The following is a 21977-nucleotide window of genomic DNA, read 5'->3' on the forward strand; positions in this document are numbered from 1 at the left end:
GGCGTGCCCTAGCCGAAAGCCGCGGCGATCTCGTCCAGGGCCTCGGCGATCGCGGGTGCCGAGGTCTCGTCGAAGCTCGGGCCGCGCAGCGGGATCGCGTCTCCCGGACGCACCGGCTCGCCGCACTTGTCGCAGCAGGCGACCGGGGCGCTGAGCTGACCGCAGGAGAGGTGCCGCCACTGGATCGGCGGCTCCCCGCCGTACGCCCACTTGTCGCCGAACTGCTGCAGTGCGAGCAGCACCAGAGCGAGGTCGTCGCCCTTCTCGGTGAGCCGGTAGTCGTAGCGCGGCGGGTGCTCGGAGTACGGCACCCGGACGAGCACCGCGTGCTCGACGAGGGCGTCGAGTCGTTGGGTCAGCACCTTGCGGGAGACGCCGAGATCGGCCTGGATGGCGTCGAAGCGGGAGATCCCGAGGGCGATGTCGCGCAGCACCAGCGGGGTCCAGCGGTCGCCGACGATGTCGAGCGTCCGGGCTACCGAGCACTGCTGGTCCGAGAGGATGCGGCGTTGCATGGGTCACAGGATAGGCGAGTGAGTTCCCAAAAGAAACTTACGCTGTTAACGTGCCCCCATGCTCGATCGGATCGCCGACCTCACCTGGCACCATCCCCGCAAGATCCTCGCCGCGGCGCTGCTGTTCGTCGCGGTCGCCGGCTTCTTCGGCCACGACGTCGAGCACCACCTGAAGGCCGCCGGGTTCACCGACCCGTCCTCGGAGAGCGAGCGGGCCGGCGACGTGCTCTCCGAGGCCCTCGGCTACTCGGCACAGCCGGGTCTGGTGGTCCTGCTCCGGGACCGGGACGGCGGCCCGCTGGAGGTGACGGACCCGACGATCAAGGCCGAGGTCGACCGGCTCGCCGCGGAGCTGCGGGGAGCGGCGTACGTCGGCAACGTCACCAGCGTGCCGGCCGAGGACGGCCGCTCGGTCGCGCTGCTCGCCCAGCTCTCCACCAACGACCTCGAGGACAAGGGCGGCCTGGCCGACGAGTCGGTGCGTGAGCGGGTGCGCTCGGACGTCCTCGAGGTCGGGTACGGCGGCTACGCGCCGAGCTTCAACGAGGTCAACGACCAGACCCGCAAGGACCTGACCAATGCCGAGCTGATCGCCTTCCCGCTGCTCGCGATCCTGCTGCTGCTCGTCTTCCGCGGCGCCGTCGCCGCGGCGGTGCCGCTGATCATCGGCGCGCTCTCGATCGTCGGCACCCTCCTCGCGCTGCGGATCATGGCGACGTTCACCGGCACCTCGGTCTTCGCCCTCAACATCGGTACGGCGCTGAGCCTCGGCCTGGCGGTGGACTACGCGCTGCTGATCGTCTCCCGCCATCGGGAGGAGACGGCGGTCGCCGGCTTCACCCTGGACGCGCACCGCCGGATGGTGCGGACCGCCGGGCGGACGGCGCTCTTCTCCGGACTCACCGTGGCCGGTGCGATGGCCGCGCTCTGCGTGATGCCGCAGCGGTTCCTCTACTCCGTCGGCGCTGCCGGCGCGGTCGTCGGCGTGCTGTCGGCGGTGATGGCGCTGCTGGTCGCCCCGGCCCTGCTGGTCGTCCTCGGCCCGCGGATCAACGCGCTCTCGATCCGTCGCGGCCCGGGTGTCTCGGACACCTCCAACCGCTGGCTGCGGGTCGCCCAGGGCGTGATGAAGCGCCCGGTGCTCGTCGCGGTCGGCACCACCGTCCTGATGCTCGCCCTGGCCGCGCCGCTGCTCGGCACCCACCTGACCGGCCCGAGCGCGCAGGCGGTCCCGCCCGGCCAGCAGTCGTACGGCGTCAACAAGTACCTGGAGAGCCACTACGGCCGCGAGGTCGTCGAAGGCGTCTCGCTGACGGTCGACGGCACCACCGACCCCGACGTCCTGGAGGACCTGCGTTCGCGGATCATGGCGGTGCCCGGGGTCGACCGGGTGGCGCCCTTCACCGCGGCCGGCGGCGACGTGGCGTTCGCGACCGCGTCGTTCGAGGCGCCGGCCCTCTCGGACGAGTCCCAGAACGCGCTCAAGGCTGTCCGCGCGCTCGACGACCCGGACGGCGGCCGGCTGCTGGTGGCCGGCAACACCGCGAGCTTCGTCGACGAGAAGACCAGCCTGGTCGAGAACGCCCCGCGGGCGATCGGGCTGATCGTGCTGCTCACCGTCGTCCTGCTGTTCCTGCTCACCGGCTCGGTGCTGCTGCCGCTGAAGACCCTGCTGATGAACACGATGACCCTGGCCGCCTCGCTGGGCATCCTGGTGATCGTCTTCGAGAAGAAGTTCCTGGTCGGCCTGCTCGACTACCCCGGCCCGTACTCGGTCGAGGTGACCAGCCTGGTCTTCCTGTTCGCGGTCGCCTTCGCGCTGGCCACCGACTACGCGGTGCTGGTGATGGCGCGGGTCAAGGAGCTCCGCGACGGCGGGATGGGCGACACCGACGCGGTCGCCCACGGGGTCGCCAGGACCGGCAGGATCATCAGCGCGGCGGCGATCATGATCGCGGTGGTCTTCGCGGCGTTCGCGGTCAGCCCGGTCTTCTTCATGAAGCAGATCGCGGTCGGGATGGCGCTGGGCGTGGTCATCGACGCGACCATCGTCAGGGCGCTGCTGGTGCCGTCGCTGATGCGGCTGCTCGGCGAGGCGAACTGGTGGGCGCCGGGGCCGTTGCGCCGGCTGCACGACCGGTTCGGGATGCGCCACTAGGGTGGCGCGCGCCTAGGAGACCATCGGCGCCAGGTAGCGGCGGGCGTAGGCCCGGACCGTCGCGTCGTCGGTCATGTCGACCTGACCGCGCGGGTTGAGCAGATAGGTGTACGCCACCCGGAGCATCAGCTCGGCGACCACGTGGAGCTCGTCGTCGGGCATGGTCGCGCCGCTGCGCCGCAAGGTCGTGGCCACCTGGTCGGCGGCGCCGAGGACCAGGCTGCTGTGCGAGGACGCGCCGACGCCGGTGATGATCTCCGGCTCGGTCTCCACCAGTCGGGCGAGCAGCGGGATCTCCCGGGTCAGCGCGATGCCGGCGGTGAAGCACTCGACGACCGCCTCGCGGGACGGCAGGCCGGAGGCGACCCGGTCCAGCTCGGCCAGGAAGTCGGTGAGCTGGCGCTCCAGCACCGCGGCGAGCAGCGCCTCCTTGTTGGGGTAGGCCCGGTAGAGCGTGCTCCGGCTGACCCCGGCGGCACGGGCGACGTCCTCCACGTTGGCCCGGCGGGCGCCGTACTGCTCGAAGACGCTCTGCGCGGCGTCCAGGATCTCGGTCGTCATGGCCGGGTGCTCACAGCCGCTCGAGGGTGACCGGGAGCCGGTCGCGCGGGAACGGCAGCGCGACCAGGTCCAGCGGCCACTCGTAGTCGGCCGGCACCGACCAGCGGTAGTGCAGCAACAGCTCGTGGAAGATCGCCCGCACCTGGATGCCGGCGAAGTGCATCCCGATGCACTTGTGCACGCCGCCGCCGAAGGCGTGGAACGCCATCCGGTGCGCCTTGTCCTCGCGCCGGTCCTCGGCGAACCGCTCCGGGTCGAACCGCTCGGCGTCCGGCCAGACGCTGGGGTCGTGGTGGTTGTAGAACGGCGAGACCGCGACGAAGGAGCCCTCGGGGATCCGGTAGCCGTTCACCGAGACGTCGCGGACGGCGACCCTCGGCATCGACGGCACCGGGCTGCACAGCCGCAGCGACTCCTTCATGATCCGCTCCTGGAGGTCCAGGCTGCTGATCGCGTCGTAGTCCGACCCGCCGGCGGCGACGGACTCGGCGCGCGCCTGTTCCTGCCACTCCGGGTTCTTGGCCAGGTAGTACGCCATCGCGCTCATCGTGATCGTGCTGGTGTCGTGCGCGGCCATCAGCAGGAAGATCATGTGGTTGACGATGTCGGCGTCGCTGAACTCGTCGCCGTCCTCGCTGCGGGCGATGCAGAGCTGGGCGAACAGGTCGTCGCCGCCGTCGCGGCGCTTGGCGGGGAGGTGCGCGTAGAAGAACTCCTCGAGCACCTTGCGGGCGGCCAGGCCCTTCGCCCACGGGGTGCCGGGCACGTTCTTGCGGACGATCGAGGTGCCGGCCCGGACCGCGGCGATGAACGCCTTGTTGAGCCTGTCCTGCTCGGCCTGGCTGAGGTCGACGCCGACGAAGGTCTCCAGCGCCAGGTCCAGGGTGAGCTGCTTGAAGAGCTCGTTCATCCGCGGGTTCGGTACGTCGCCCCAGCCGGCGATCCCGGCCTTGATGTGCGGCACCATCACCGCGTGGTAGCGCCGCATCGCCTCCTGGGTGAAGGCGTGCTGCAGGATCCGCCGGTGGTGCAGGTGCTCGTCGAAGTCGAGCAGCATCAGGCCGCGCCGGAAGAACGGGCCGATGAAGTGCGACCAGGCCGGGCCGTTGGCGAAGTCCCGGTCGCGGTTGATCAGGATCTGCTCGGCCGCGTCGAGCCCGTAGCAGGCGTGCAGCGTGGTGCCGAAGACGTTCAGCTTGATCACGTCGCCGTACGACGACCGCAGGACGTCGTTGTGGTGGATCGGGTTCCGGCGCAGGCGGAGGAGGTGCGGGAGGCCGATCAACGGGCCGCGGACGGTCCTCAGGTCGGACGAGCTGTCGTCGATCGTCGCGGTCACGTCATCTCCTCGGCACGTTGAAACAAATCCGTTTCAATGTACCATCAGGTCATGTCTATCGCCGAGGACCAAGCCCCCGACGTCCTGACCCCGGACGTCGAGTCCGCCCGCGCGTCCCGGGGCGGCACCGCGCTCCCGCTGGGTCCGGACTCGCTGGTCTGGAAGTACTTCGCCGACAACCGGATGGCGCTCCTCGGACCCCGGGCCGCCGTCCTGCAGAACATGCTGCCCTCGCTCGGACAGGGCGTCGAGGACCACTCGGTCTGGTTCGCCGAGACCCTGGCCCGGTTGCAGCGGAGCATCCCGCCGATCTTCAACACGGTCTACGGCGCCGACGGGGTCGCGGCCGGCCACGAGGTCCGCGACTTCCACAAGCACATCAAGGGCAAGCTCCCCGACGGGAAGCCCTACAGCGCGCTGAACCCGGACACCTACTACTGGGCGCACGCGACGTTCATCGAGCACACCATCACTGCGACCAACACCTTCATCAAGCGTCTGACCGAGGCCGAGAAGGAGCAGCTGTTCCGGGAGTCGATCACCTGGTTCGAGCGGTACGGCGTCAGCTCGGTCGGCACGCCGCAGACCTACGCCGAGTTCCGGGTCTACTGGCAGAACGCGCTCGACGAGCGCCTGGTCGCGCACCGCACCGCGGCGTACGGGGTGGGCTACGCGACCAAGGGCTGGCCGCGTCCGAAGCAGATCCACCCGGCGCTGTGGTTCCTGCTCAAGCGCCCGATCAACGCGGTCAGCGCCGTGATCACCATCGGCGGGATGCCGCCGGAGGGTCGCGAGATCCTCGGACTGCCCTGGGACGAGGGCCGCGAGCGCCGCTACCAGCGGTTCGCGTCGATCAGCCGCGCACTGAGTCCGCTTTACGCCCGCCTGCCCGGGAAGCTCCGGATGCACCCGATCGCGCTGCGCGCGTACCAGCGGGAGGGGCGTCGCGCGTGAGCCTGCCCCCGCACCTGACTCCCGCCGACCTCGACCGGTACGCCGCCCAGGTCTTCGCCACCGGGAGCGAGACCGCTCGGTCGACGGCGCCGTTCACCGGGGAGCCGTTGCCGCCGGTCCCGCAGTCGAGCGCGGCCGACGTCGCGCTGGCCGCGACCCGGGCGCGGTCGGCCCAGGTCGCCTGGGCGGCCCGGTCGGTCGCCGAGCGCGCCGCGATCGCACTGGCCTTCGGCGAGCTGCTGGTCGCCGAGCGCGACAAGCTCGTCGACCTGGTCCAGTGGGAGACCGGCAAGTCCCGGATCCACGCCGGAATCGAGGCGCTCGGGGTGGCGTCGGTCGCGGCGCACTACGGCGCCGAGTCGGCCGGCTACCTCGCACCGGTCTCGGTCCGCTCCGGCGTCCCCGGCGTGGTCCGGGCCCGGGTCACCCGGCACCCCAAGGGACTGGTCGGCGTGATCGCCCCGTGGAACTACCCGCTCTTCCTGGCGGTCGGCGACGTGATCCCGGCGCTGGTCGCCGGCAACACCGTGCTCTCGAAGGCGGACTCGCAGGCTCCGCTCACCCTGCTCGCGGCCCGCGAGCTCGCCGTCCGCGCAGGCGTGCCCGCCGACGTCTGGCAGGTCGTCGCCGGCCCGGGCAGCGCGCTCGGGCAGGCGATCATCGACCAGGTCGACCACCTGGCGTTCACCGGCTCCACGGCGACCGGGCGCCGGCTGGCGGCCGCGGCCGGGGAGCGGCTGATCTCGACCTCGCTCGAGCTCGGCGGCAAGAACCCGATGATCGTGCGGCAGGACGCGAACCTGGAGGCGGCCGTCACCGGTGCCGTCCAGGCCTGCTTCGCCAGTGCCGGGCAGATGTGCATCGGCATCGAACGCATCTATGTGCACGAGTCCCGCTACCCGGAGTTCGTCGAGCGGCTGGTCGCCCAGACCCGCGCGCTCACGATGGGGGCGTCGTACGAGCACGACGTCGAGCTCGGCACGCTGACCTCCGCCGAGCAGCTGGCCGCCACCGTCGGGCACGTCGAGGACGCCGTCGCCCAGGGTGCGACGGTCGCGGTCGGCGGCGTCGCCCGCCCCGACCTCGGCCCGTTCTTCTTCGAACCGACCGTGCTCACCGGCGTGCTGCCGACGATGAAGGTCTTCACCGAGGAGACCTTCGGGCCGGTGGTCGCGGTCTACCCGGTGGTGGACGACGAGGACGCGGTCACCCGGGCCAACGACTCCGAGTACGGGCTCTCCGCGAGCGTCTGGAGCAAGGACCTCGGGGCCGCCCAGGAGCTGGCCCAGCGGATCCAGGCGGGCGCGGTGAACATCAACGACGGGTACCTGTCGGCGATCTCGTCGCTGTCGGCGCCGATGGGCGGGATGAAGACGAGCGGCGTCGGACGCCGGCACGCCGCCGATGGGATCCTGAGGTTCACGGAGTCGCAGACGACGACGTCGCAGCGGGTCGCGACGCCGTACCCGTCACGCACCAAGCGACACCGCGGGGCCTACCTGGCGACCACCCGGCTCGTCATGCTCGCCCAGCTCAAGGCAGCCAAGCTCAAGGTCAGTCGGACGGCACGGAAGGACACCTGATGAGGAACCTCAACGGCAAGGTCATCGCGATCACCGGCGGCGCCCGCGGGATCGGGGAGGCGACCGCCAAGGCACTCGCCGCGGCCGGTGCCCGCGTCGCCGTCGGCGACCTGGACGCCGACCTCGCGGCCACCTCGGCGCAGGCGTACGGCGGCATCGGCCTCCCGCTCGACGTGACCTCGGAGGAGTCGTTCGCCGGCTTCCTGGACAAGGTCGAAGCGGAGTACGGCCGGATCGACGGCCTGGTCAACAATGCCGGGATCATGGTGATCGGCCGCCACCTCGAGGCGCCGCTCGACGCCCAGCTCAAGCAGATCGACATCAACCTGCGCGGGGTCGCGATCGGCTGCCACGCGGTGGCGCCGCGCCTGGTCGCCGCCGGGGGCGGGCAGATCGTGAACGTCGCCTCGCTCGCCGGCCGGTTCGCCGCTCCGGGGTGCGCGCTCTACAGCGGCACCAAGGCCGGGGTGCTCGCGTTCACCGAAGCGCTGGATGCCGAGCTGTCGCCGCAGAAGGTCCGGGTCGCGGCCGTGCTGCCGTCGTTCACCAACACCGGCCTGATCAGCGGTACGACGGCGCCGAGGCTCAGTCCCGCGATCGAGCCGGAGCAGGTCGCCGCCGCCGTGGTGAAGCTGCTCGGCAAGCACCGGCCGACCGCTGTGGTGCCGAAGTTCCTCGCCTTCTCCAGCGCCTCCTGGCCGCTGTACCCCAACCGCCTCAAGCGTTCGATGGGCAAGCGGACCGGCATGGACACGATGTTCCTGGAGTACGACCACGCGGCGCGCGCGGCCTACGAGGAGCGCACCACCGGGGAGTGATCAGACGGCCGCAGCGAGCCGCTCCTCGACGAAGCGATTCAGGCTCATCTGCTCCTCGGCCGCCCGGGAGGTCAGCAGCCGGTGCAGGTGCGGGGACACCCGCACCAGGAACTTGCCGCTGAAGGAGCGCTCGGAGAGCGGAGCTGGAACGGGCTCGCCGGCGTCTGCCAGTTCGCGGACGACGTCGGCTGCCAGCTGCTCGATGCCGAGGATCGCTGCTGCGGAGTCCGGGGCCAGCCAGGACAGCGACGGGAGCTCGACGCAGGTGCCGACGAACTCGCGGTCCTCGGCCGACCACGACACCCGGTAGGTGTAGTGGGAGACGTCTACGCGCGGCTGCGTCATGACGGTGCACCTTCCTGTTCTAGGTGGAGGCGGTCGACGGCTGCCAGGACCTGACGGACCTGGTACGCCTTCGCCTTGCTGTGGTCGTTCTGGATGTTCACTCGGGGATCGCCCGGCCAGGGCATCTTGAACACGAGGTGCGAGGTGCCGCTCTGCCGGGGTCTGCCGAAGTAGTGCTCGCACACCTTCCGCAGGTCGTTGAAACCCACTCCGCGAGGGTTCGCCCTCATGCCCGAGATGATCCGGTCGACCGATGTCATCCCAGACTAGTATCAGTATTGATACTTCGCAACCACCGTCAATCCACAGGCGTGCCGATGATCACCGTGGTCCCGTCCGGGTCGATCCGCGCGGACGTCACCAGGCCCGCCGCCTCGAACGCGGCCGCCGCGACGTCGTACTGGGTCTCGCTGATCTCGATCAGCACGGTGCCGCCGGGGCGCAGCCACGCGCCCGCCTCGGCCGCGATCCGCCGCAGCAGGTGGAGCCCGTCCAGGCCGCCGTCGAGGGTGTGCAGCGGTTCGTGGTCGCGGGCCTCGGGCGGCATCAGGGTGACCTGGTCGCTCGGCACGTACGGCGTGTTCGCCACCACCACGTCGACGGCACCGCGCAACGACGACGGCAGCGGTGCGAACAGGTCCCCCTCGACGACCTCGGCGAACGGCAGGTTCTCGCGCGCGCAGGCGACCGCGAGCGGGTCGATGTCGGCGGCGTGGAAGTGCGCACCCGGCGCGAGCTGGTGCAGGAACGCGGAGATGGCACCGCTGCCGCAGCAGAGCTCGACCAGGACGCCGTCCGGCGGGAGTGCGTCGGCGGCGGCCAGTGCCAGCTCGATGGTCCGGCCGCGCGGCACGAAGACGCCGGGCCGGACCACGACGCGGACGCCGTGTCCGGCCTCGTCCGCGAACGACGCCCAGCCGAGGATCCACTCGAGCGGCTCGCCGGCCACCCGGCGCGCGACCAGGGCGGCGGGGTCGCCGTCGGCGGCGAGCAGCAGGGCCGCCTCGTCCTCGGCGTACACGCACCCGGCGGCGCGCAAGGTGGTCACGACGGCGTCGTACGTCAGCGGTTCCGGCACCCCGCGAGAGTCGCAGGTCACACCCGTTCCGGCCAACAGGATTCTTCGAAAGCGACACCGCTCCGGTAATCTAGAGCCACAAGGATCGCCCAGTCTTACCTCGATCCTGATGGCACGTCGAGAACCGCGAGGGGCTCCGTGCCGGCGATCGACCAACGTGATTCTCCGGAGCTCATCCGGGTCGCGGCCGTGGTGAGACACCACATGAGATAGCGATACCCCTTGTCTACGAATGCCTTTGCTTCCTTCGGTGTGCCCGGAGACCTGATCGAGGTCCTCAAGCAGTTCGACATCACCGAGCCCACTCCCATCCAGGCAGCCACGCTGCCCGACTCGCTCGCGGGTCGCGACGTGCTCGGCCGGGGCCGTACCGGTTCCGGCAAGACCTACGCCTTCCTGCTCCCGCTGGTCGCCCGGCTGATGAGCTCCGAGGGTCGCCGTACCCCGAAGCGCCCGCGGGCGCTGATCCTGGCGCCGACCCGTGAGCTGGTCGCCCAGATCGACGCCTCGCTCGCGCCGCTCGCCGAGGTCACCGGCCTCAAGACCCGGACCGTCTTCGGCGGTGTCGGCCAGAACCCGCAGGCGCAGGCGCTCAAGGCCGGCGTCGACGTCGTCGTCGCGTGTCCGGGCCGGCTCGAGGACCTGATCCAGCAGGGCCTCTGCGACCTGTCCGCCGTCGAGATCACCATCCTCGACGAGGCCGACCACATGGCCGACCTGGGCTTCCTGCCCGCCGTCCGCCGGCTGCTCGACAAGACCCCCGCCGGTGGTCAGCGGATGCTCTTCTCCGCCACCCTCGACGCCGGCGTCAACGTGCTGGTCAAGCGGTTCCTGGTGGACCCGAAGACGCACGAGGCCGACTCGGCGCAGTCGCCGGTCGCGAAGATGGACCACCACGTGCTGCACCTCCAGCACGACCAGCGGGTCCCGGTCCTGGTCGACCTGACCAGCGCGCCCGGCCGCACCGTCGTCTTCACCCGGACCAAGCACGGCGCCAAGGCGCTCGCCCGCCAGCTCAACGCCCGCGGCGTGCCGGCCGTCGAGCTGCACGGCAACCTCGGGCAGAACGCGCGCACCCGGAACATGGACGCCTTCCACTCCGGCAAGGCGACCACCCTGGTCGCGACCGACATCGCCGCCCGCGGCATCCACGTCGACGACGTCTCGCTGGTCATCCATGCCGACCCGCCGGCCGAGCACAAGGCCTACCTGCACCGCTCGGGTCGTACGGCGCGCGCCGGCGCGGCGGGCACCGTGATCACGCTGATGACCGACCAGCAGACCAAGGACGTCCGGGCCCTGACCCGGGCCGCCGGGATCACCCCGACCACGACCAAGGTCTCCGGCCCGGGCCACGAGATCCTGACCCGGCTCGCCCCGGGTGAGCGGGTCCTGGTGGCCGGTGGTCTAGGTACCTCGGTGGGCGGCGACGGCGCCGGCTCCCAGGGCGGTGGCGGCGGTGGCGGCGGTCGCAACCGCGGCCGTCGTTCCAACGGCGGCGGGGGCCCGCGCAACAGCGGTGGCGGCGGCAACGGTGCAGGTCGCAGCGGCTCCGGTCGCAGTGGCGGCCGCAGCGCCGCCCGTGGCGGTGCCGGCGCGAAGGGGGCTCCGAAGCGGTCCGGCGGCGGTGCCTCCGGGGCCGGTGGCGGCAGCCACAGCGCGGCGTCGTTCAGCGGCCGTCGCAGCCGTTAACCGGTACTGAGACGTCTTGCATGGCACGCTGTGCGCATGCAGATCTTGTCCCCACGCGCGGTGCCGCTGGGAGGACTGCGCGCCATGACGGTGCGCAGGACCCTTCCCCAGCGGCAGCGCACGTTCGTGGGGGCCTGGTGCTTCGTCGACCACTACGGGCCTGACCAGGTCAACGGCCACGGCGGCATGGTGGTCCCGCCGCACCCGCACACGGGGTTGCAGACGGTCAGCTGGTTGTTCAGCGGCGAGATCGAGCACCGGGACTCGGCCGGGCACCAGGCGCTGGTGATCCCCGGCGAGGTCAACCTGATGACCGCCGGCCGCGGGATCAGTCACTCCGAGTACTCAACGTCGGGAACGACCACTCTGCACGGCGCCCAGCTCTGGCTGGCCCTGCCGGACTCCGCACGGCACACCGAGCCGACCTTCGAGCACTTCGCCCCGGACCCGATCGGCGGCAACGGCTGGGAGGCCCGGGTGTTCCTCGGATCGCTGCTCGGCTCGTCCTCGCCGGTCCGCACGTTCACGCCGCTGCTCGGGGCCGAGCTGCGGTTGCGCGCCGGGACCGTGCTGCGGATCCCGGTCGACCCGGCCTTCGAGCACGGAATCCTGCTGGACTCCGGCGCGCTGACGGTGAACGGCGAGAAGCTGGCGGTCGACGACCTCGGCTACCTCGAGCCCGGAGCCGAGGAGATCGAGCTGGTCGCCGGCGAGGACGTGCTGCTGCTGCTCCTCGGCGGCACCCCGTTCGGCGAGCAGATCGTGATGTGGTGGAACTTCATCGGCCGCAGCCACGAGGAGGTCGTCGAGTACCGGACCCAGTGGCAGTCCTTGATCGAGGGCGACGGCAGCGATCGGTTCTCGATGCCGCCCGGCGACCTGATGCCGCCGATCCCGGCGCCGGTGCTGCCCAACGTGCGGATGGTCCGGCGCGGATGACGCTGCTCCGATGAGCGCGGCCGTCGTCGGCGAGGACGGTGTCGCGCGCTGCCCCTGGGGGAGTGCCGGCGTGCTCCGCGACTACCACGACGTCGAGTGGGGGATGCCGGTCCGCGGCGAGGCCGAGATGTTCGAGCGCCTCTCTCTGGAAGGCGCCCAGGCGGGGTTGTCGTGGCTCACGATCCTGAACAAGCGGGACCGCTACCGCGAGGTCTTCCGCGGCTTCGACGTGGACGCGGTCGCCGCGATGACCGATGCCGACCTGGAGACCGCCCTGCTCGACGCCGGCATCGTCCGGAACCGCGCCAAGGTCGAGTCGGTACGCCGCAACGCCCGCGCCGCGGTCGAGCTGCGGCCCGACGGCGGGCTGGAGGCGTTCGTGGAGGGCTTCGCGCCGACCAGGACGCCCCGGCCGCGTACGACCGCCCAGCTGCCGACCACCTCGCCGGAGTCGCTGGCGCTGTCGAAGGCGCTGAAGAAGCGCGGGTTCAGCTTCGTCGGCCCGACCACGATGTACGCGCTCTTCGAGGCGACCGGCATCGTCGACACCCACCTGACCGGATGCCACCGGCGGAATTCCTCGGGTCGCTGGGACGCCTGACACACTGCTGCCCGTGGCCAACCCTCCCGTCCTGCGCGGCATCCTGGCGCTGCTCGGCTGCCAGCTCGCCGGCGAGGTCCTGGTCCGGCTGACCGGTATCGAGTTCCCCGGTGCGGTCGTCGGGATGCTGCTGTTCTTCGTGGTGCTGCGGCTCCGCCGGCCCGGGGACTCCTCCGGCCTGGTCGCCGCGCCCAAGCTGCTGCTGACGCACCTGCACCTGCTCTTCATCCCGGCCGGCGTCGGGATCGTGGTCTACCTGGGCCGGATCCGGGACGACGCGCTGCCGCTGGCTGCCGGGATCTGGGTGTCCTGGCTGGCCGGCTTCGTGGTGACCGCCTGGGTGGCGGCGCTGCTGCTGCGGCTCGGGAAGGACCGCGGATGAGCCTGCACGCGCACGAGACCTGGGAGTGGCTGATCGCCTCGCCGCTCTTCGGGATCACGCTCACCCTGGCGGCGTACGCGTGCGGGCGGTACCTGCACCGCCGTACCGCCAGCCCGGTGTTCCAGCCGGTCCTGGTCGCGATCGTGATGATCGTGGTGGTGCTCGAGGTCGGCGACATCGACTACGCGGACTACCTCGCCGGCGGGGACTACATCGCGTTCTGGCTCGGTGCCGCTACCGTCGCGCTGGCGCTGCCGCTGCACCACGAGTGGCACCTCGTACGGCGGGCCCTGGCCCCGATCGCGGTCGGCGTCGTCGTGGGCGCGGTGGTGTCGATCAGCACCGCGCTGTTCGTCACCGACCTGGCCGGCGGCAACCGCGAGCTGCAGCTGACGATGGCACCGAAGGCCGCCACCACCCCGGTCTCGCTGGCGCTCTCCGCCCAGATCGGCGGCATCCCGGCCCTGACCGCGGCGGTGACGATCGTCGCCGGGATCACCGCGGCGATCCTCGGGCCGTGGATCCTCGACCGGATCGGCGTCCACGACCTCCGCGCCCGGGGGATCGCGATCGGCAGCACCGCGCACGGGATCGGAACCTCCCGGGCGCTCCAGGAGAGCCGTACCGAGGGTGCCTTCAGCGCGCTCTGCATGGGACTCACCGCGGTCGTCACCAGCGTGCTGGTGCCGCTGCTGGTCCAGGTCCTCTAGCGCGGACGGCCGAGAATCCGACCTGGGGAGGATCCCGCCCGGCCGCCCGGGCGACTACCTTCCTTCCCATGACGCTGCCTGCTCCCCGTGCCCGGGTCCACGCCTTCACCGACGACGCCCTCGCCGACCACGACGCGGTCGGGCTGGCCGAGGAGATCCGCGCGGGCCGGGTCTCCGCCGCCGAGGCCGTCGATGCCGCGATCGCGCGGGTCGAGGTGCTGCAGCCGGAGCTCAACGGGATGTCCTGCGCCGACTTCGACCGGGCCCGGGCGCGGGCGACCCGTCCCGGATCCGGCTTCTTCGCCGGCGTACCGACGTTCGTCAAGGACAACTCCGACGTCCAGGGCCTGCCGACCCAGCAGGGCTGCTCGGCGTACGTGGGGATCCCGGCGAAGGCCGACGGCGACTTCGCCGCGATGTTCTTCGGCACCGGGGTGATCGGCCTGGGCAAGACCCAGCTCTCCGAGTTCGGGTTCAGCGCCAGCGCCGAGTTCGCGAACGCCGACCCGGTCCGGAACCCGTGGCACACCGGCTACTCGTCGGGGGCCTCGTCAGCCGGCTCGGCCGCGTTCGTCGCCGGCGGCGCCGTCCCGATCGCGCACGCCAACGACGGCGGCGGGTCGATCCGGATCCCGGCCGGCTGCAACGGCCTGATCGGGTTGAAGCCGACCCGGGGCCGGGTCCCGCAGGACAAGCTGATCCGGGAGATGCCGCTGCGGATCGTGGCCGACGGCGTGGTCAGCCGCTCCGTCCGCGACACCGCGGCCTTCCTCCGCGAGTCCGAGAAGCACTACCGCAACCTCAAGATGCCGCCGATCGGCGACGTCCGCGGGCCGGGCGGCAAGCGCCTCCGGATCGCCCTGATCGTCGACTCGATCGGCGACCTGAGGACCGACCCCGAGGTCGTCGACGTCGTCCGGGCCGCCGCCAAGCAGCTGGAGGGCCTCGGGCACCACGTCGAGGAGATCGCGGTCCCGGTGCCGGACTACTTCATCGACGACTTCCTGGCGTACTGGAGCCTGCTGGCCAGCTTCATGCTGACCACCGGGAAGCGCACCTTCGGTCCCACCTTCCGGCGGGAGCTCACCGACAACCTGAGCAAGGGGCTGGCCAAGCACGGCGTCCGCCAGGCCTGGCGGTTGCCGCTCACCCTGGGCCGCCTGGGCGCGTCCAAGCAGGTGTCGCGGCGGTTCTTCGCCGACTACGACGCGGTCCTCACCCCGGTGCTGGCGAAGCCGACCCCCGAGCTCGGCTGGCTCAACCCGGCGCAGCCGTACGAGGTGATCATCGACCGGCTGGTGCAGCTGGTGAACTTCACGCCGCTGCAGAACGCGACCGGCGACCCGGCCATCTCGCTGCCGCTGGGGACCAGCGTCGACGGCCTCCCGATCGGGGTCCAGCTCGCCACCGGTTGGGGTCGCGAGGCCCGCCTGCTGGAGGTCGCCTACGAGCTCGAGGAAGCCGTGGGATTCGCGCGGATCCAGGACGCGTGAGACCCCGGTCATAGGCGATTTCACGAACGGCCCGACGCCTGTGTATCCTTCACGTCGGCCTTGATCGTTGAGGCTTGCAGCACGCCCCTTTAGCTCAGTCGGCAGAGCGTCTCCATGGTAAGGAGAAGGTCTACGGTTCGATTCCGTAAAGGGGCTCTGGGAATGGTCGCCGTAGGGTGGTTGTTACCGAGGCGGGGTAGCTCAGCTGGTTAGAGCGCACGACTCATAATCGTGAGGTCGCGGGATCGAGTCCCGCCCCCGCTACCAGCATCTGCACCATCAGCAGCATCAAGATTCTTCAGCAGGAAAGTAGGCACACCGTGGCCAGCAAGAGCTCCGACGTCCGCCCCAAGATCACCTTGGCGTGCGTGGACTGCAAGGAACGCAACTACATCACCAAGAAGAACCGCCGCAACGACCCCGACCGGATGGAGCTGAAGAAGTTCTGCCCGCGTTGCCGGACGCACACCGACCACCGCGAGACCCGCTGATCCAGCGCGTCGCCGCGTCGCAGGAGCGAGTCCCCTCGGGGGCTCGCTCCTGCTGCATTTCCGGCCCCGCCCCGCTGGTAGCGTCGACGTCGTGCCTGTTGACCAGTCCCTGGTGGGACGCACCTTCCCCCCGACGGCCCCGTACGACGTGACCGAGGACGGCCTCGCGGCCTTCGCCACCTCCACCGGCACCCCGTACGCCGCGGGCGGCCCCGCGCCGGCGACCTACCCGATCGTGGTCGCGTTCGCGGCGATGCAGGAGCTAATGGTCGACCCCGAGGTCGGCATCGAGCTCCACCACGTGGTCCACGGCGACCAGCGGTTCGTGCACGAGCGCCCGGTCGTCGCCGGTGACCGCCTCGTCGCCGAGCTGACCGTCGAGTCCCTGCGCCAGATCGGCGGCGCCGACATCATCGCCACCACCAGCGCGATCACCGACGCCTCCGGTGCGCTGGTGTGCACCGCGAAGGCGACCCTGGTGCACAAGGCCGGTGCGTGATGGGCACCGAGATCGAGCCGCGGACCTACCGGGTCACCCGCGCCGACCTGGTCGCCTACGCGGCCGCCAGCGGCGACCAGAACCCGATCCACCAGGACGAGGCGATCGCCACCGCGGTCGGCCTCCCCGGCGTGATCGCGCACGGGATGTACACGCTGGCGCTCGCCGCCCGCTACGTCGACGAGTGGATCGGCGAGCCGGGTCACGTCGTCGAGCTCGCCGCGAAGTTCACCAAGCCGGTCGTGGTCCCGGCCGGTGACGACGGGACCGAGGTCACCGTCAGCGGCGTCGCCGACGAGCGCGACGGCGTCCGTACCGTGGCGCTGACCGTCACCAGCGGGGACGACAAGGTGCTCGGCAACCCGCGAGCGGTGCTGCGTGGCTGAGCCGCTCGCGGCGCTGACCACGTTGCGCGTCGGCGGGCCGGCGGCCGAGCTGGTCGAGGCGCGCACCGAGGACGAGCTGGTCACCGCCGTCCGGGCGGCCGACGAGGCCGGACGCCCGGTGCTGGTGCTCGGCGGCGGCAGCAACCTGCTCGTCGCCGACGACGGTTTCGACGGCCTGGTGGTCGCGGTCCGCACCCGAGGCGTCCAGGCGGACGCCGATGCCTGCGGGGGTGCCGTGGTCCGGGTCGCGGCCGGCGAGTCCTGGGACGCGCTGGTGGAACGCTCGGTCGCGGCGGGCTGGATCGGGATCGAGGCCCTCTCCGGGATCCCCGGGCTGGTCGGCGGGACGCCGATCCAGAACGTCGGCGCCTACGGTCAGGAGGTCGGCGCGTCGATCGCCTCGGTGCGCTGCTGGGACCGCGCGACGAGCTCCGTCCGCACGCTGTTCGCCCAGGACTGCCGCTTCGGGTACCGGACCAGCCGGCTCAAGCAGGAGCCCGGTCGCTGGGTGGTGCTCGAGGTGGTGCTCCAGCTCCGGCTCGGCGACCTCGGAGCTCCGGTCGGGTACGCCGAGCTCGCCGCCCGGCTGGGGATCGAGGTCGGCGAGCGTGCGTCCGCTGCCGACGTACGGGCCGCGGTCCTCGAGCTGCGCCGCGGCAAGGGCATGGTCCTGGACGGCGCCGACCACGACACCTGGAGCGCCGGCTCGTTCTTCACCAACCCGGTGCTGGCGCCCGCCGCGGTCCCGGACGGCGCCCCGCGGTGGCCGCAGCCGGACGGGACCGTGAAGACCAGCGCTGCCTGGCTGATCGAGCACGCCGGCTACGGCAAGGGTTACGGCAACGACCGCGCCGCCCTGTCGTCCAAGCACACCCTCGCGCTGACCAACCGCGGCGCGGCGTCCGCCGAGGACCTGCTCCGGCTGGCCCGCGAGGTCCGTGACGGCGTGGCGGAGCGGTACGGGATCACCCTGGTCAACGAGCCCGTCCTGGTGGGCTGCGAGCTCTGACCTCGGGTCAGACCGTGGTGCCGTCGTCGAAGGTGTCGTTGAACGAGTTCGGATCGGTCGCGGCCCAGATGATCATGCCGATGATGAAGAGGATGATCAGCGCCAGCAGGATCGTGCCGATGATGCCGAGCACGAAGCCGGCGGTGACGCTGCCCTCGCCGCCGTAGCGGCCCGGCGACTCGCGGATCTCCCGGCGCGCCTTGGCGGCGATCACCCAGGCGAACGGGGCGACCAGCACCGGGAACACGCAGGTGAAGGCGCCGACCACGCCGATCAGGCCGAGGACCAGGGACGTGGTGGCCCGCGGGTGGTTCTGCGGGGCGTACGCCGGATATCCGTAGCCGGGTTGCGGGTACTGCTGCCCGTACGGGTTCTGGGTCGTGTCGTACGGCGCCTGGCCGTAGGGCGCCGGCGGGTACGGCTGCTGCCCGTACGGCGGCGGCGGGTAGCCGGGCTGGGCGTACGGGTTCTCCCCGGGCACCGGGGGAGTCGCGTCACCGGTGGGGAACCCCGACTGGGGGTTGAACACCGGCCCGGTCTGCTGCGGGTCCTCGGGGGTCTGGTCGCTCATGCGGGTTCCGCCTCCATCCATGCACTGATCTCTGCCGAGTATCCCGCCTTCGTCTCCGCGTCCGCACGCGACGCCTCGATCGAGGAGCGCGCCAGCGCGGCCAGCTGGGCGTCGCTGAGGTCGTGCGCGGCGCGCATGGTGGCGTACTGCGCGGCCAGTCGGGAGCCGAAGAGCAGCGGGTCGTCCGCGCCGAGGGCGATCTGCGCGCCGGCGGCCATCAGCTGCGGCAGCGGCACCGAGGTCAGGTCGGAGTAGACGCCGAGGGCGACGTTGGAGACCGGGCAGAGCTCCAGCGCCACCCCGGCGGCCACCACGCGGTCCAGCAGCGCGGGGTCCTCGGCGACCCGGACCCCGTGCCCCAGCCGGCCGGCGTGCAGGTCGTCGACGCAGGTGCGCACCGAGGCCGGCCCGAGCAGCTCGCCGCCGTGCGGCACCAGCAGCAGGCCGGCGCGTTCGGCGATCCTGAACGCCGGCGCGAAGTCGGTGGTGGTCCCGCGGCGCTCGTCGTTGGAGAGTCCGAAGCCGACGACCCCGCGGCCGGCGTACTGGGCCGCGAGCCGGGCGAGGATCCGGGCGTCGAGCGGATGCCGGGTGCGGTTGGCGGCGATCACCACCGCCATCCCGATGCCGACCTCGCGGGAGGTGCCGGCGACCGCGTCGAGCACCAGCTCGGTGAACTCGGTAATACCGCCGAAGCGGGCGGCGTACCCGCTCGGGTCCACCTGGATCTCCAGCCAGCGGCCGCCGTCCGCCTTGTCGTCCTCCGCCGCCTCGCGGATCAGCCGGCGTACGTCGGCCTCGGTCCGGAGCACCGAACGGGCCACGTCGTAGAGCCGCTGGAAGCGGAACCAGCCCTTCTCGTCGGCGGCCGAGAGCCGCGGCGGCCAGTCCTCGACGAGGGCGTCGGGCAGGTTGATGCCGTCGCGCTCGGCCAGCTCGAGCAGGGTGGCGTGCCGCATCGACCCGGTGAAGTGCAGGTGCAGGTGTGCCTTCGGCAGGGTGCGCAGGTCCCGCCGCGGCGCCGGTGGGTGAGGTGCCGCGCCGGCGGCCGCCTCGGTGTCCGGTTCCTTGAGCACTCAGCCCGCCAGCTTCTCGGCGGCCGCCAGCAGGACGCAGGTCGCGAAGCCCTCGGTCGCTGCGGTGACCTCGGCCAGCTCCGGGAAGGTCGGCGCGAGGCGGACGTTGCGGTCGCGCGGGTCGTCGCCCTTCGGGAAGGACGCGCCGGCCGGGGTGAGCACGATCCCGGCCTCCTTGGCCAGCGCCACCACCCGGGCCGCGAGCCCGTCGAGCACGTCGACGCTGACGAAGTACCCGCCGGTCGGCTTGGTCCAGGTCGCGACACCGAGCCCGCCGAGGCGGCGGGTCAGGATCGCGTCGACCTCGTCGAACTTCGGCGCGATGATCGCCCGCTGCCGGACCATGTGGTCCCGGACGCCCTGCGGCGAGCCGAAGAACTGCGCGTGCCGGAGCTGGTTGAGCTTGTCCGGGCCGATCGCGCCCTTGCCGAGGTGACCGAGGTACCAGCGCACCGTGTCGACCGACCCGGCCAGGAACGCCACCCCCGCGCCGGCGTAGGTGATCTTCGAGGTCGAGGCGAACATGATCGGCCGGTGCGGGTGGCCGGCGGCCGAGGCCAGGCTGAGGATGTCGGCGCTCTTCGCCTCGTCCTCGGTCAGGTGGTGGAACGCGTAGGCGTTGTCCCAGAGGATCTTGAAGTCCGGAGCCGCCGTCGGCATCGAGGCGAGCCGCTCCGCGACCTCCAGGGTGACGACCGAGCCGGTCGGGTTCGCGTACGTCGGCACGATCCAGATGCCCTTGATGCTGGGGTCGTTGGCGACCAGCGCGGCGACCGCGGCGGTGTCCGGGCCGTCCTCGTTCATCGGCACCGTGACGGTGTCGATGCCGAACCACTCGAGCAGGGTGAAGTGCCGGTCGTAGCCGGGCACCGGGCAGATGAAGGTGACCTTCTCCTCGGCGGACCAGGGCCGCTCGCTGTCGACGCCGCCCTTGAGCATCAGGTCGGTGAGCACCTCGCGCATCATCACCAGGCTGGAGTTGCCGCCGGCAACGACCTGCTCGGTCTCGACCCAGAGCAGTTCGGCGAACATCTCCCGGATCTCGCGGATGCCCTCGAGCCCGCCGTAGTTGCGGGTGTCGACGCCGTGCGCGTCGACGACGCCGGTCGGGAGCCCGAGCAGCCCGTCCGCGAGGTCGAGCTGCGCGGAGGCCGGCTTTCCCCGGGTGAGGTCGAGCTTCAGCCCGCTGGCCACCAGGTCGGCGTACGCGGCCTGCTGGGCGGCGAGGAAGGCCGCCAGGTCGTCGGTGGACAGGTCGGTCAGGGGCTGGGGAGCGCTCACAGGCCCATCGTTCCAGAGGGTGGGCGCCGACCGCGAGGTGGTTACCACCCGGAGCGGATCGGGTGCGTGGACCTCGGTTCGACTTTGGCTGGCGTCGCCCCGTAGACTCTTCCACTGGTGTCTTCGGGCAATGCTTTGGCATGCCCCGAGGGCTCCGAAGGGCACTAGCTCAACTGGCAGAGCATCGGTCTCCAAAACCGAAGGTTGGGGGTTCAAGTCCCTCGTGCCCTGCGTTGGATTCATTGGTCGTCATCGGAATGGAAGAAGGAAATCGTGGCGGATTCACCCGCGCGCTCGGCGAAGACCGAGCGCACGAGCCCGATCACGTTCTACCGACAGATCGTTGCCGAGCTGCGGAAGGTCGTCTGGCCCACGCAGCAGCAGCTGGTGACCTACTTCATCGTCGTGATGGCGTTCGTGCTCTTCATGATCGCGATCGTGTCGGCCTTCGACCTTGCCTTCGGTAAGGCGGTCTTCTGGCTCTTCGGCGAGTCGAAGGACTAGCGAGCAGCACGGACCAGCGAGCGCCACGCGGCGCTGAGCACCATCAAAGAAGCATGAGATCAGACGGAGTTAACGTGTCGGAGCAGTACGACGAGGCCAGCCAGGACGTCGACCAAGAGGTCGCGCCGGCGGACGAGCCGCAGGCCGAGGTCGCCGAGACCGCGGCCGAGTCCGCCGTCCCCGAGGACGTCGTCGAGAACGACGAGCCCGCCGACGAGGCGAGCGACGTCGAGGACGCTGCCGACGAGCCCGCTGCCGAGGCGAGCGACGACGAGCCGGCCGACGACGTGGCCGACGTCGAGGACGCTGCCGACGAGACCGCTGACGACGAGTCCGAGGACGCCGAGTCCGAGGACCCGCTCGCCGAGTTCCGGGCCGCCCTGCACGCGAAGGTCGGCGACTGGTTCGTCGTGCACACCTACTCGGGCATGGAGAACCGGGTCAAGGCCAACCTCGAGAACCGGATCACCTCCCTCAACATGGAGGACTACATCCACGAGGTGATCGTCCCGACCGAAGAGGTCGCCGAGATCAAGAACGGTCAGCGCAAGCTGGTCAAGCGCACCGTGCTCCCCGGCTACGTGCTGGTCCGGATGGACCTGAACGACGAGTCGTGGGGTGCCGTCCGCCACACCCCGTCGGTGACCGGCTTCGTCGGGCACAGCCACCAGCCGGTGCCGCTGAGCCTCGACGAGGTCGAGAACATGCTCGCGCCCGCCGTCAAGGCCGAGGCCGAGGCCGCCGCCGTCGCCGAGGCGGCCAGCACCGGTGCCCCGGTCCGCGCCAACACCCGCGCGCCGGTCACGGTCGCCGACTTCGACGTCTCCGACTCGGTGATGGTCGTCGACGGACCGTTCGCCACGCTGCACGCGACGATCACCGAGATCAACGCGGAGTCGCAGAGGGTCAAGGCCCTCGTCGAGATCTTCGGCCGGGAGACCCCGGTCGAGCTGAGCTTCAGCCAGATCGAGAAGGTCTGAGCCGCAGCTCCA

25 protein-coding genes and 3 tRNA genes are annotated in these 21977 nt (G+C 71.3%); 19 read left to right on the forward strand and 9 right to left on the reverse strand.

Going from position 1 to position 21977, the window contains the following annotated elements:
- Positions 1–8 precede the first annotated feature (8 nt).
- Complete coding sequence (locus tag EFK50_RS17125) at positions 9–515, reverse strand: winged helix-turn-helix transcriptional regulator (protein ID WP_123228814.1); 507 nt, start codon at positions 513–515, stop codon at positions 9–11.
- A gap of 58 nt (positions 516–573) precedes the next feature.
- Here EFK50_RS17125 and EFK50_RS17130 point away from each other — a divergent pair, with 58 nt between their 5' ends.
- Positions 574–2673 (forward strand): MMPL family transporter, encoded by a 2100-nt coding sequence (locus tag EFK50_RS17130; protein WP_123228815.1) that lies wholly within the window; start codon positions 574–576, stop codon positions 2671–2673.
- Between the two features lie 12 nt (positions 2674–2685).
- On the opposite strand, the gene EFK50_RS17135 is transcribed toward EFK50_RS17130, so the two are convergent.
- Positions 2686–3234, reverse strand: coding sequence for a TetR/AcrR family transcriptional regulator (locus EFK50_RS17135; protein WP_123228816.1), 549 nt, complete (start codon positions 3232–3234; stop codon positions 2686–2688).
- A 10-nt stretch (positions 3235–3244) separates the two neighbouring features.
- A complete protein-coding gene (locus EFK50_RS17140; protein WP_123228817.1) occupies positions 3245–4573 on the reverse strand; it encodes a cytochrome P450 in 1329 nt (442 codons plus the stop codon).
- A 51-nt stretch (positions 4574–4624) separates the two neighbouring features.
- On the opposite strand from EFK50_RS17140, the gene EFK50_RS17145 reads away from it, so the two are divergent.
- Genes EFK50_RS17145 through EFK50_RS17155 form a run of 3 tightly spaced genes read left to right on the forward strand, consistent with a single transcriptional unit; the run spans position 4625 to position 7928 of the window.
- The gene (locus EFK50_RS17145; protein WP_123228818.1) at positions 4625–5527 is read left to right on the forward strand and encodes an oxygenase MpaB family protein; all 903 of its coding nucleotides are present in this window, start codon (positions 4625–4627) and stop codon (positions 5525–5527) included.
- On the forward strand, positions 5524–7110 hold the full coding sequence (locus EFK50_RS17150) for a succinic semialdehyde dehydrogenase (protein ID WP_123228819.1): 1587 nt from the start codon (positions 5524–5526) through the stop codon (positions 7108–7110). Before EFK50_RS17145 ends, EFK50_RS17150 begins: the two co-directional genes overlap by 4 nt.
- Positions 7110–7928, forward strand: coding sequence for an SDR family NAD(P)-dependent oxidoreductase (locus EFK50_RS17155; RefSeq protein ID WP_123228820.1), 819 nt, complete (start codon positions 7110–7112; stop codon positions 7926–7928). The genes EFK50_RS17150 and EFK50_RS17155 overlap by 1 nt, the downstream gene beginning before the upstream one ends.
- Here the strand turns inward: EFK50_RS17155 and EFK50_RS17160 are convergent, their stop codons facing one another.
- The 3 genes from EFK50_RS17160 to EFK50_RS17170 form a co-directional block, all read right to left on the reverse strand.
- Positions 7929–8273, reverse strand: a complete 345-nt coding sequence (locus EFK50_RS17160; RefSeq protein WP_123228821.1) for a type II toxin-antitoxin system HicB family antitoxin — start codon at positions 8271–8273, stop codon at positions 7929–7931. It abuts the gene before it with no gap.
- Entirely contained in the window at positions 8270–8482 is a 213-nt protein-coding gene (locus EFK50_RS17165; protein ID WP_246004215.1) for a toxin HicA, read from the reverse strand. The genes EFK50_RS17160 and EFK50_RS17165 overlap by 4 nt, the downstream gene beginning before the upstream one ends.
- Before the next feature lie 89 nt (positions 8483–8571).
- Positions 8572–9351, reverse strand: coding sequence for a putative protein N(5)-glutamine methyltransferase (locus tag EFK50_RS17170; protein ID WP_246004216.1), 780 nt, complete (start codon positions 9349–9351; stop codon positions 8572–8574).
- Positions 9352–9603: 252 nt separating this feature from the next.
- Here EFK50_RS17170 and EFK50_RS17175 point away from each other — a divergent pair, with 252 nt between their 5' ends.
- The 12 genes from EFK50_RS17175 to EFK50_RS17230 all read left to right on the forward strand — a co-directional run bounded on the left by EFK50_RS17175 (position 9604) and on the right by EFK50_RS17230 (position 17553).
- Positions 9604–11043, forward strand: a complete 1440-nt coding sequence (locus EFK50_RS17175; protein WP_246004217.1) for a DEAD/DEAH box helicase — start codon at positions 9604–9606, stop codon at positions 11041–11043.
- A gap of 36 nt (positions 11044–11079) precedes the next feature.
- A complete protein-coding gene (locus tag EFK50_RS17180; protein ID WP_123228824.1) occupies positions 11080–11982 on the forward strand; it encodes a pirin family protein in 903 nt (300 codons plus the stop codon).
- A 10-nt stretch (positions 11983–11992) separates the two neighbouring features.
- The gene (locus EFK50_RS17185) at positions 11993–12583 is read left to right on the forward strand and encodes a DNA-3-methyladenine glycosylase I (protein ID WP_123228825.1); all 591 of its coding nucleotides are present in this window, start codon (positions 11993–11995) and stop codon (positions 12581–12583) included.
- A gap of 13 nt (positions 12584–12596) precedes the next feature.
- A complete protein-coding gene (locus EFK50_RS17190; protein WP_183407900.1) occupies positions 12597–12965 on the forward strand; it encodes a CidA/LrgA family protein in 369 nt (122 codons plus the stop codon).
- Entirely contained in the window at positions 12962–13675 is a 714-nt protein-coding gene (locus EFK50_RS17195; protein ID WP_123228827.1) for an LrgB family protein, read from the forward strand. The genes EFK50_RS17190 and EFK50_RS17195 overlap by 4 nt, the downstream gene beginning before the upstream one ends.
- A 68-nt stretch (positions 13676–13743) precedes the next feature.
- Positions 13744–15168, forward strand: coding sequence for an amidase (locus EFK50_RS17200; protein WP_123228828.1), 1425 nt, complete (start codon positions 13744–13746; stop codon positions 15166–15168).
- An 83-nt stretch (positions 15169–15251) separates the two neighbouring features.
- A tRNA-Thr gene (locus EFK50_RS17205) sits at positions 15252–15324 on the forward strand.
- Positions 15325–15358: 34 nt separating this feature from the next.
- A tRNA-Met gene (locus EFK50_RS17210) sits at positions 15359–15435 on the forward strand.
- A 53-nt stretch (positions 15436–15488) separates the two neighbouring features.
- Positions 15489–15659: a 50S ribosomal protein L33 gene (gene rpmG / locus EFK50_RS17215; RefSeq protein WP_183407901.1), complete on the forward strand. Its 171-nt coding sequence runs from the start codon at positions 15489–15491 to the stop codon at positions 15657–15659.
- Positions 15660–15750: 91 nt separating this feature from the next.
- Entirely contained in the window at positions 15751–16158 is a 408-nt protein-coding gene (locus tag EFK50_RS17220) for an FAS1-like dehydratase domain-containing protein (RefSeq protein ID WP_123228830.1), read from the forward strand.
- Complete coding sequence (locus EFK50_RS17225; protein WP_123228831.1) at positions 16158–16544, forward strand: MaoC/PaaZ C-terminal domain-containing protein; 387 nt, start codon at positions 16158–16160, stop codon at positions 16542–16544. The genes EFK50_RS17220 and EFK50_RS17225 overlap by 1 nt, the downstream gene beginning before the upstream one ends.
- On the forward strand, positions 16537–17553 hold the full coding sequence (locus EFK50_RS17230) for a UDP-N-acetylmuramate dehydrogenase (protein WP_123228832.1): 1017 nt from the start codon (positions 16537–16539) through the stop codon (positions 17551–17553). Before EFK50_RS17225 ends, EFK50_RS17230 begins: the two co-directional genes overlap by 8 nt.
- Before the next feature lie 7 nt (positions 17554–17560).
- On the opposite strand, the gene EFK50_RS17235 is transcribed toward EFK50_RS17230, so the two are convergent.
- From EFK50_RS17235 to EFK50_RS17245, 3 genes are read right to left on the reverse strand one after another with little or no spacing between them, the layout of a single operon-like run.
- On the reverse strand, positions 17561–18124 hold the full coding sequence (locus EFK50_RS17235; protein ID WP_123228833.1) for a DUF4190 domain-containing protein: 564 nt from the start codon (positions 18122–18124) through the stop codon (positions 17561–17563).
- Complete coding sequence (locus EFK50_RS17240; protein ID WP_123228834.1) at positions 18121–19200, reverse strand: adenosine deaminase; 1080 nt, start codon at positions 19198–19200, stop codon at positions 18121–18123. The genes EFK50_RS17235 and EFK50_RS17240 overlap by 4 nt, the downstream gene beginning before the upstream one ends.
- Positions 19201–20481 carry an aspartate aminotransferase type Ic gene (locus EFK50_RS17245; RefSeq protein ID WP_123228835.1) on the reverse strand — a complete coding sequence of 427 codons (1281 nt, stop codon included), beginning with the start codon at positions 20479–20481 and terminating at the stop codon, positions 19201–19203.
- 158 nt (positions 20482–20639) lie between these two features.
- On the opposite strand from EFK50_RS17245, the gene EFK50_RS17250 reads away from it, so the two are divergent.
- From EFK50_RS17250 to nusG, 3 genes are all read left to right on the forward strand, one after another.
- Positions 20640–20712, forward strand: a tRNA-Trp gene (locus EFK50_RS17250).
- Between the two features lie 42 nt (positions 20713–20754).
- Positions 20755–20985 carry a preprotein translocase subunit SecE gene (gene secE, locus EFK50_RS17255; RefSeq protein WP_246004218.1) on the forward strand — a complete coding sequence of 77 codons (231 nt, stop codon included), beginning with the start codon at positions 20755–20757 and terminating at the stop codon, positions 20983–20985.
- 74 nt (positions 20986–21059) lie between these two features.
- A complete protein-coding gene (nusG, locus tag EFK50_RS17260) occupies positions 21060–21965 on the forward strand; it encodes a transcription termination/antitermination protein NusG (RefSeq protein WP_246004219.1) in 906 nt (301 codons plus the stop codon).
- Positions 21966–21977: the final 12 nt, after the last annotated feature.

Origin of the sequence: Nocardioides marmoriginsengisoli, assembly GCF_003725695.1 — a bacterium.
Lineage (GTDB): Bacteria > Actinomycetota > Actinomycetes > Propionibacteriales > Nocardioidaceae > Marmoricola > Marmoricola marmoriginsengisoli.

Bases quoted from the DNA above. Each gene is read 5' to 3' on its own strand.
- EFK50_RS17125 (WP_123228814.1), bottom strand. From the start codon at position 515: ATGCAACGCCGCATCCTCTCGGACCAGCAGTGCTCGGTAGCCCGGACG.
- EFK50_RS17130 (WP_123228815.1), top strand. From the start codon at position 574: ATGCTCGATCGGATCGCCGACCTCACCTGGCACCATCCCCGCAAGATC.
- EFK50_RS17135 (WP_123228816.1), bottom strand. From the start codon at position 3,234: ATGACGACCGAGATCCTGGACGCCGCGCAGAGCGTCTTCGAGCAGTAC.
- EFK50_RS17145 (WP_123228818.1), top strand. From the start codon at position 4,625: ATGTCTATCGCCGAGGACCAAGCCCCCGACGTCCTGACCCCGGACGTC.
- EFK50_RS17155 (WP_123228820.1), top strand. From the start codon at position 7,110: ATGAGGAACCTCAACGGCAAGGTCATCGCGATCACCGGCGGCGCCCGC.
- EFK50_RS17160 (WP_123228821.1), bottom strand. From the start codon at position 8,273: ATGACGCAGCCGCGCGTAGACGTCTCCCACTACACCTACCGGGTGTCG.
- EFK50_RS17180 (WP_123228824.1), top strand. From the start codon at position 11,080: ATGCAGATCTTGTCCCCACGCGCGGTGCCGCTGGGAGGACTGCGCGCC.
- EFK50_RS17185 (WP_123228825.1), top strand. From the start codon at position 11,993: ATGAGCGCGGCCGTCGTCGGCGAGGACGGTGTCGCGCGCTGCCCCTGG.
- EFK50_RS17195 (WP_123228827.1), top strand. From the start codon at position 12,962: ATGAGCCTGCACGCGCACGAGACCTGGGAGTGGCTGATCGCCTCGCCG.
- EFK50_RS17200 (WP_123228828.1), top strand. From the start codon at position 13,744: ATGACGCTGCCTGCTCCCCGTGCCCGGGTCCACGCCTTCACCGACGAC.
- EFK50_RS17225 (WP_123228831.1), top strand. From the start codon at position 16,158: ATGGGCACCGAGATCGAGCCGCGGACCTACCGGGTCACCCGCGCCGAC.
- EFK50_RS17235 (WP_123228833.1), bottom strand. From the start codon at position 18,124: ATGAGCGACCAGACCCCCGAGGACCCGCAGCAGACCGGGCCGGTGTTC.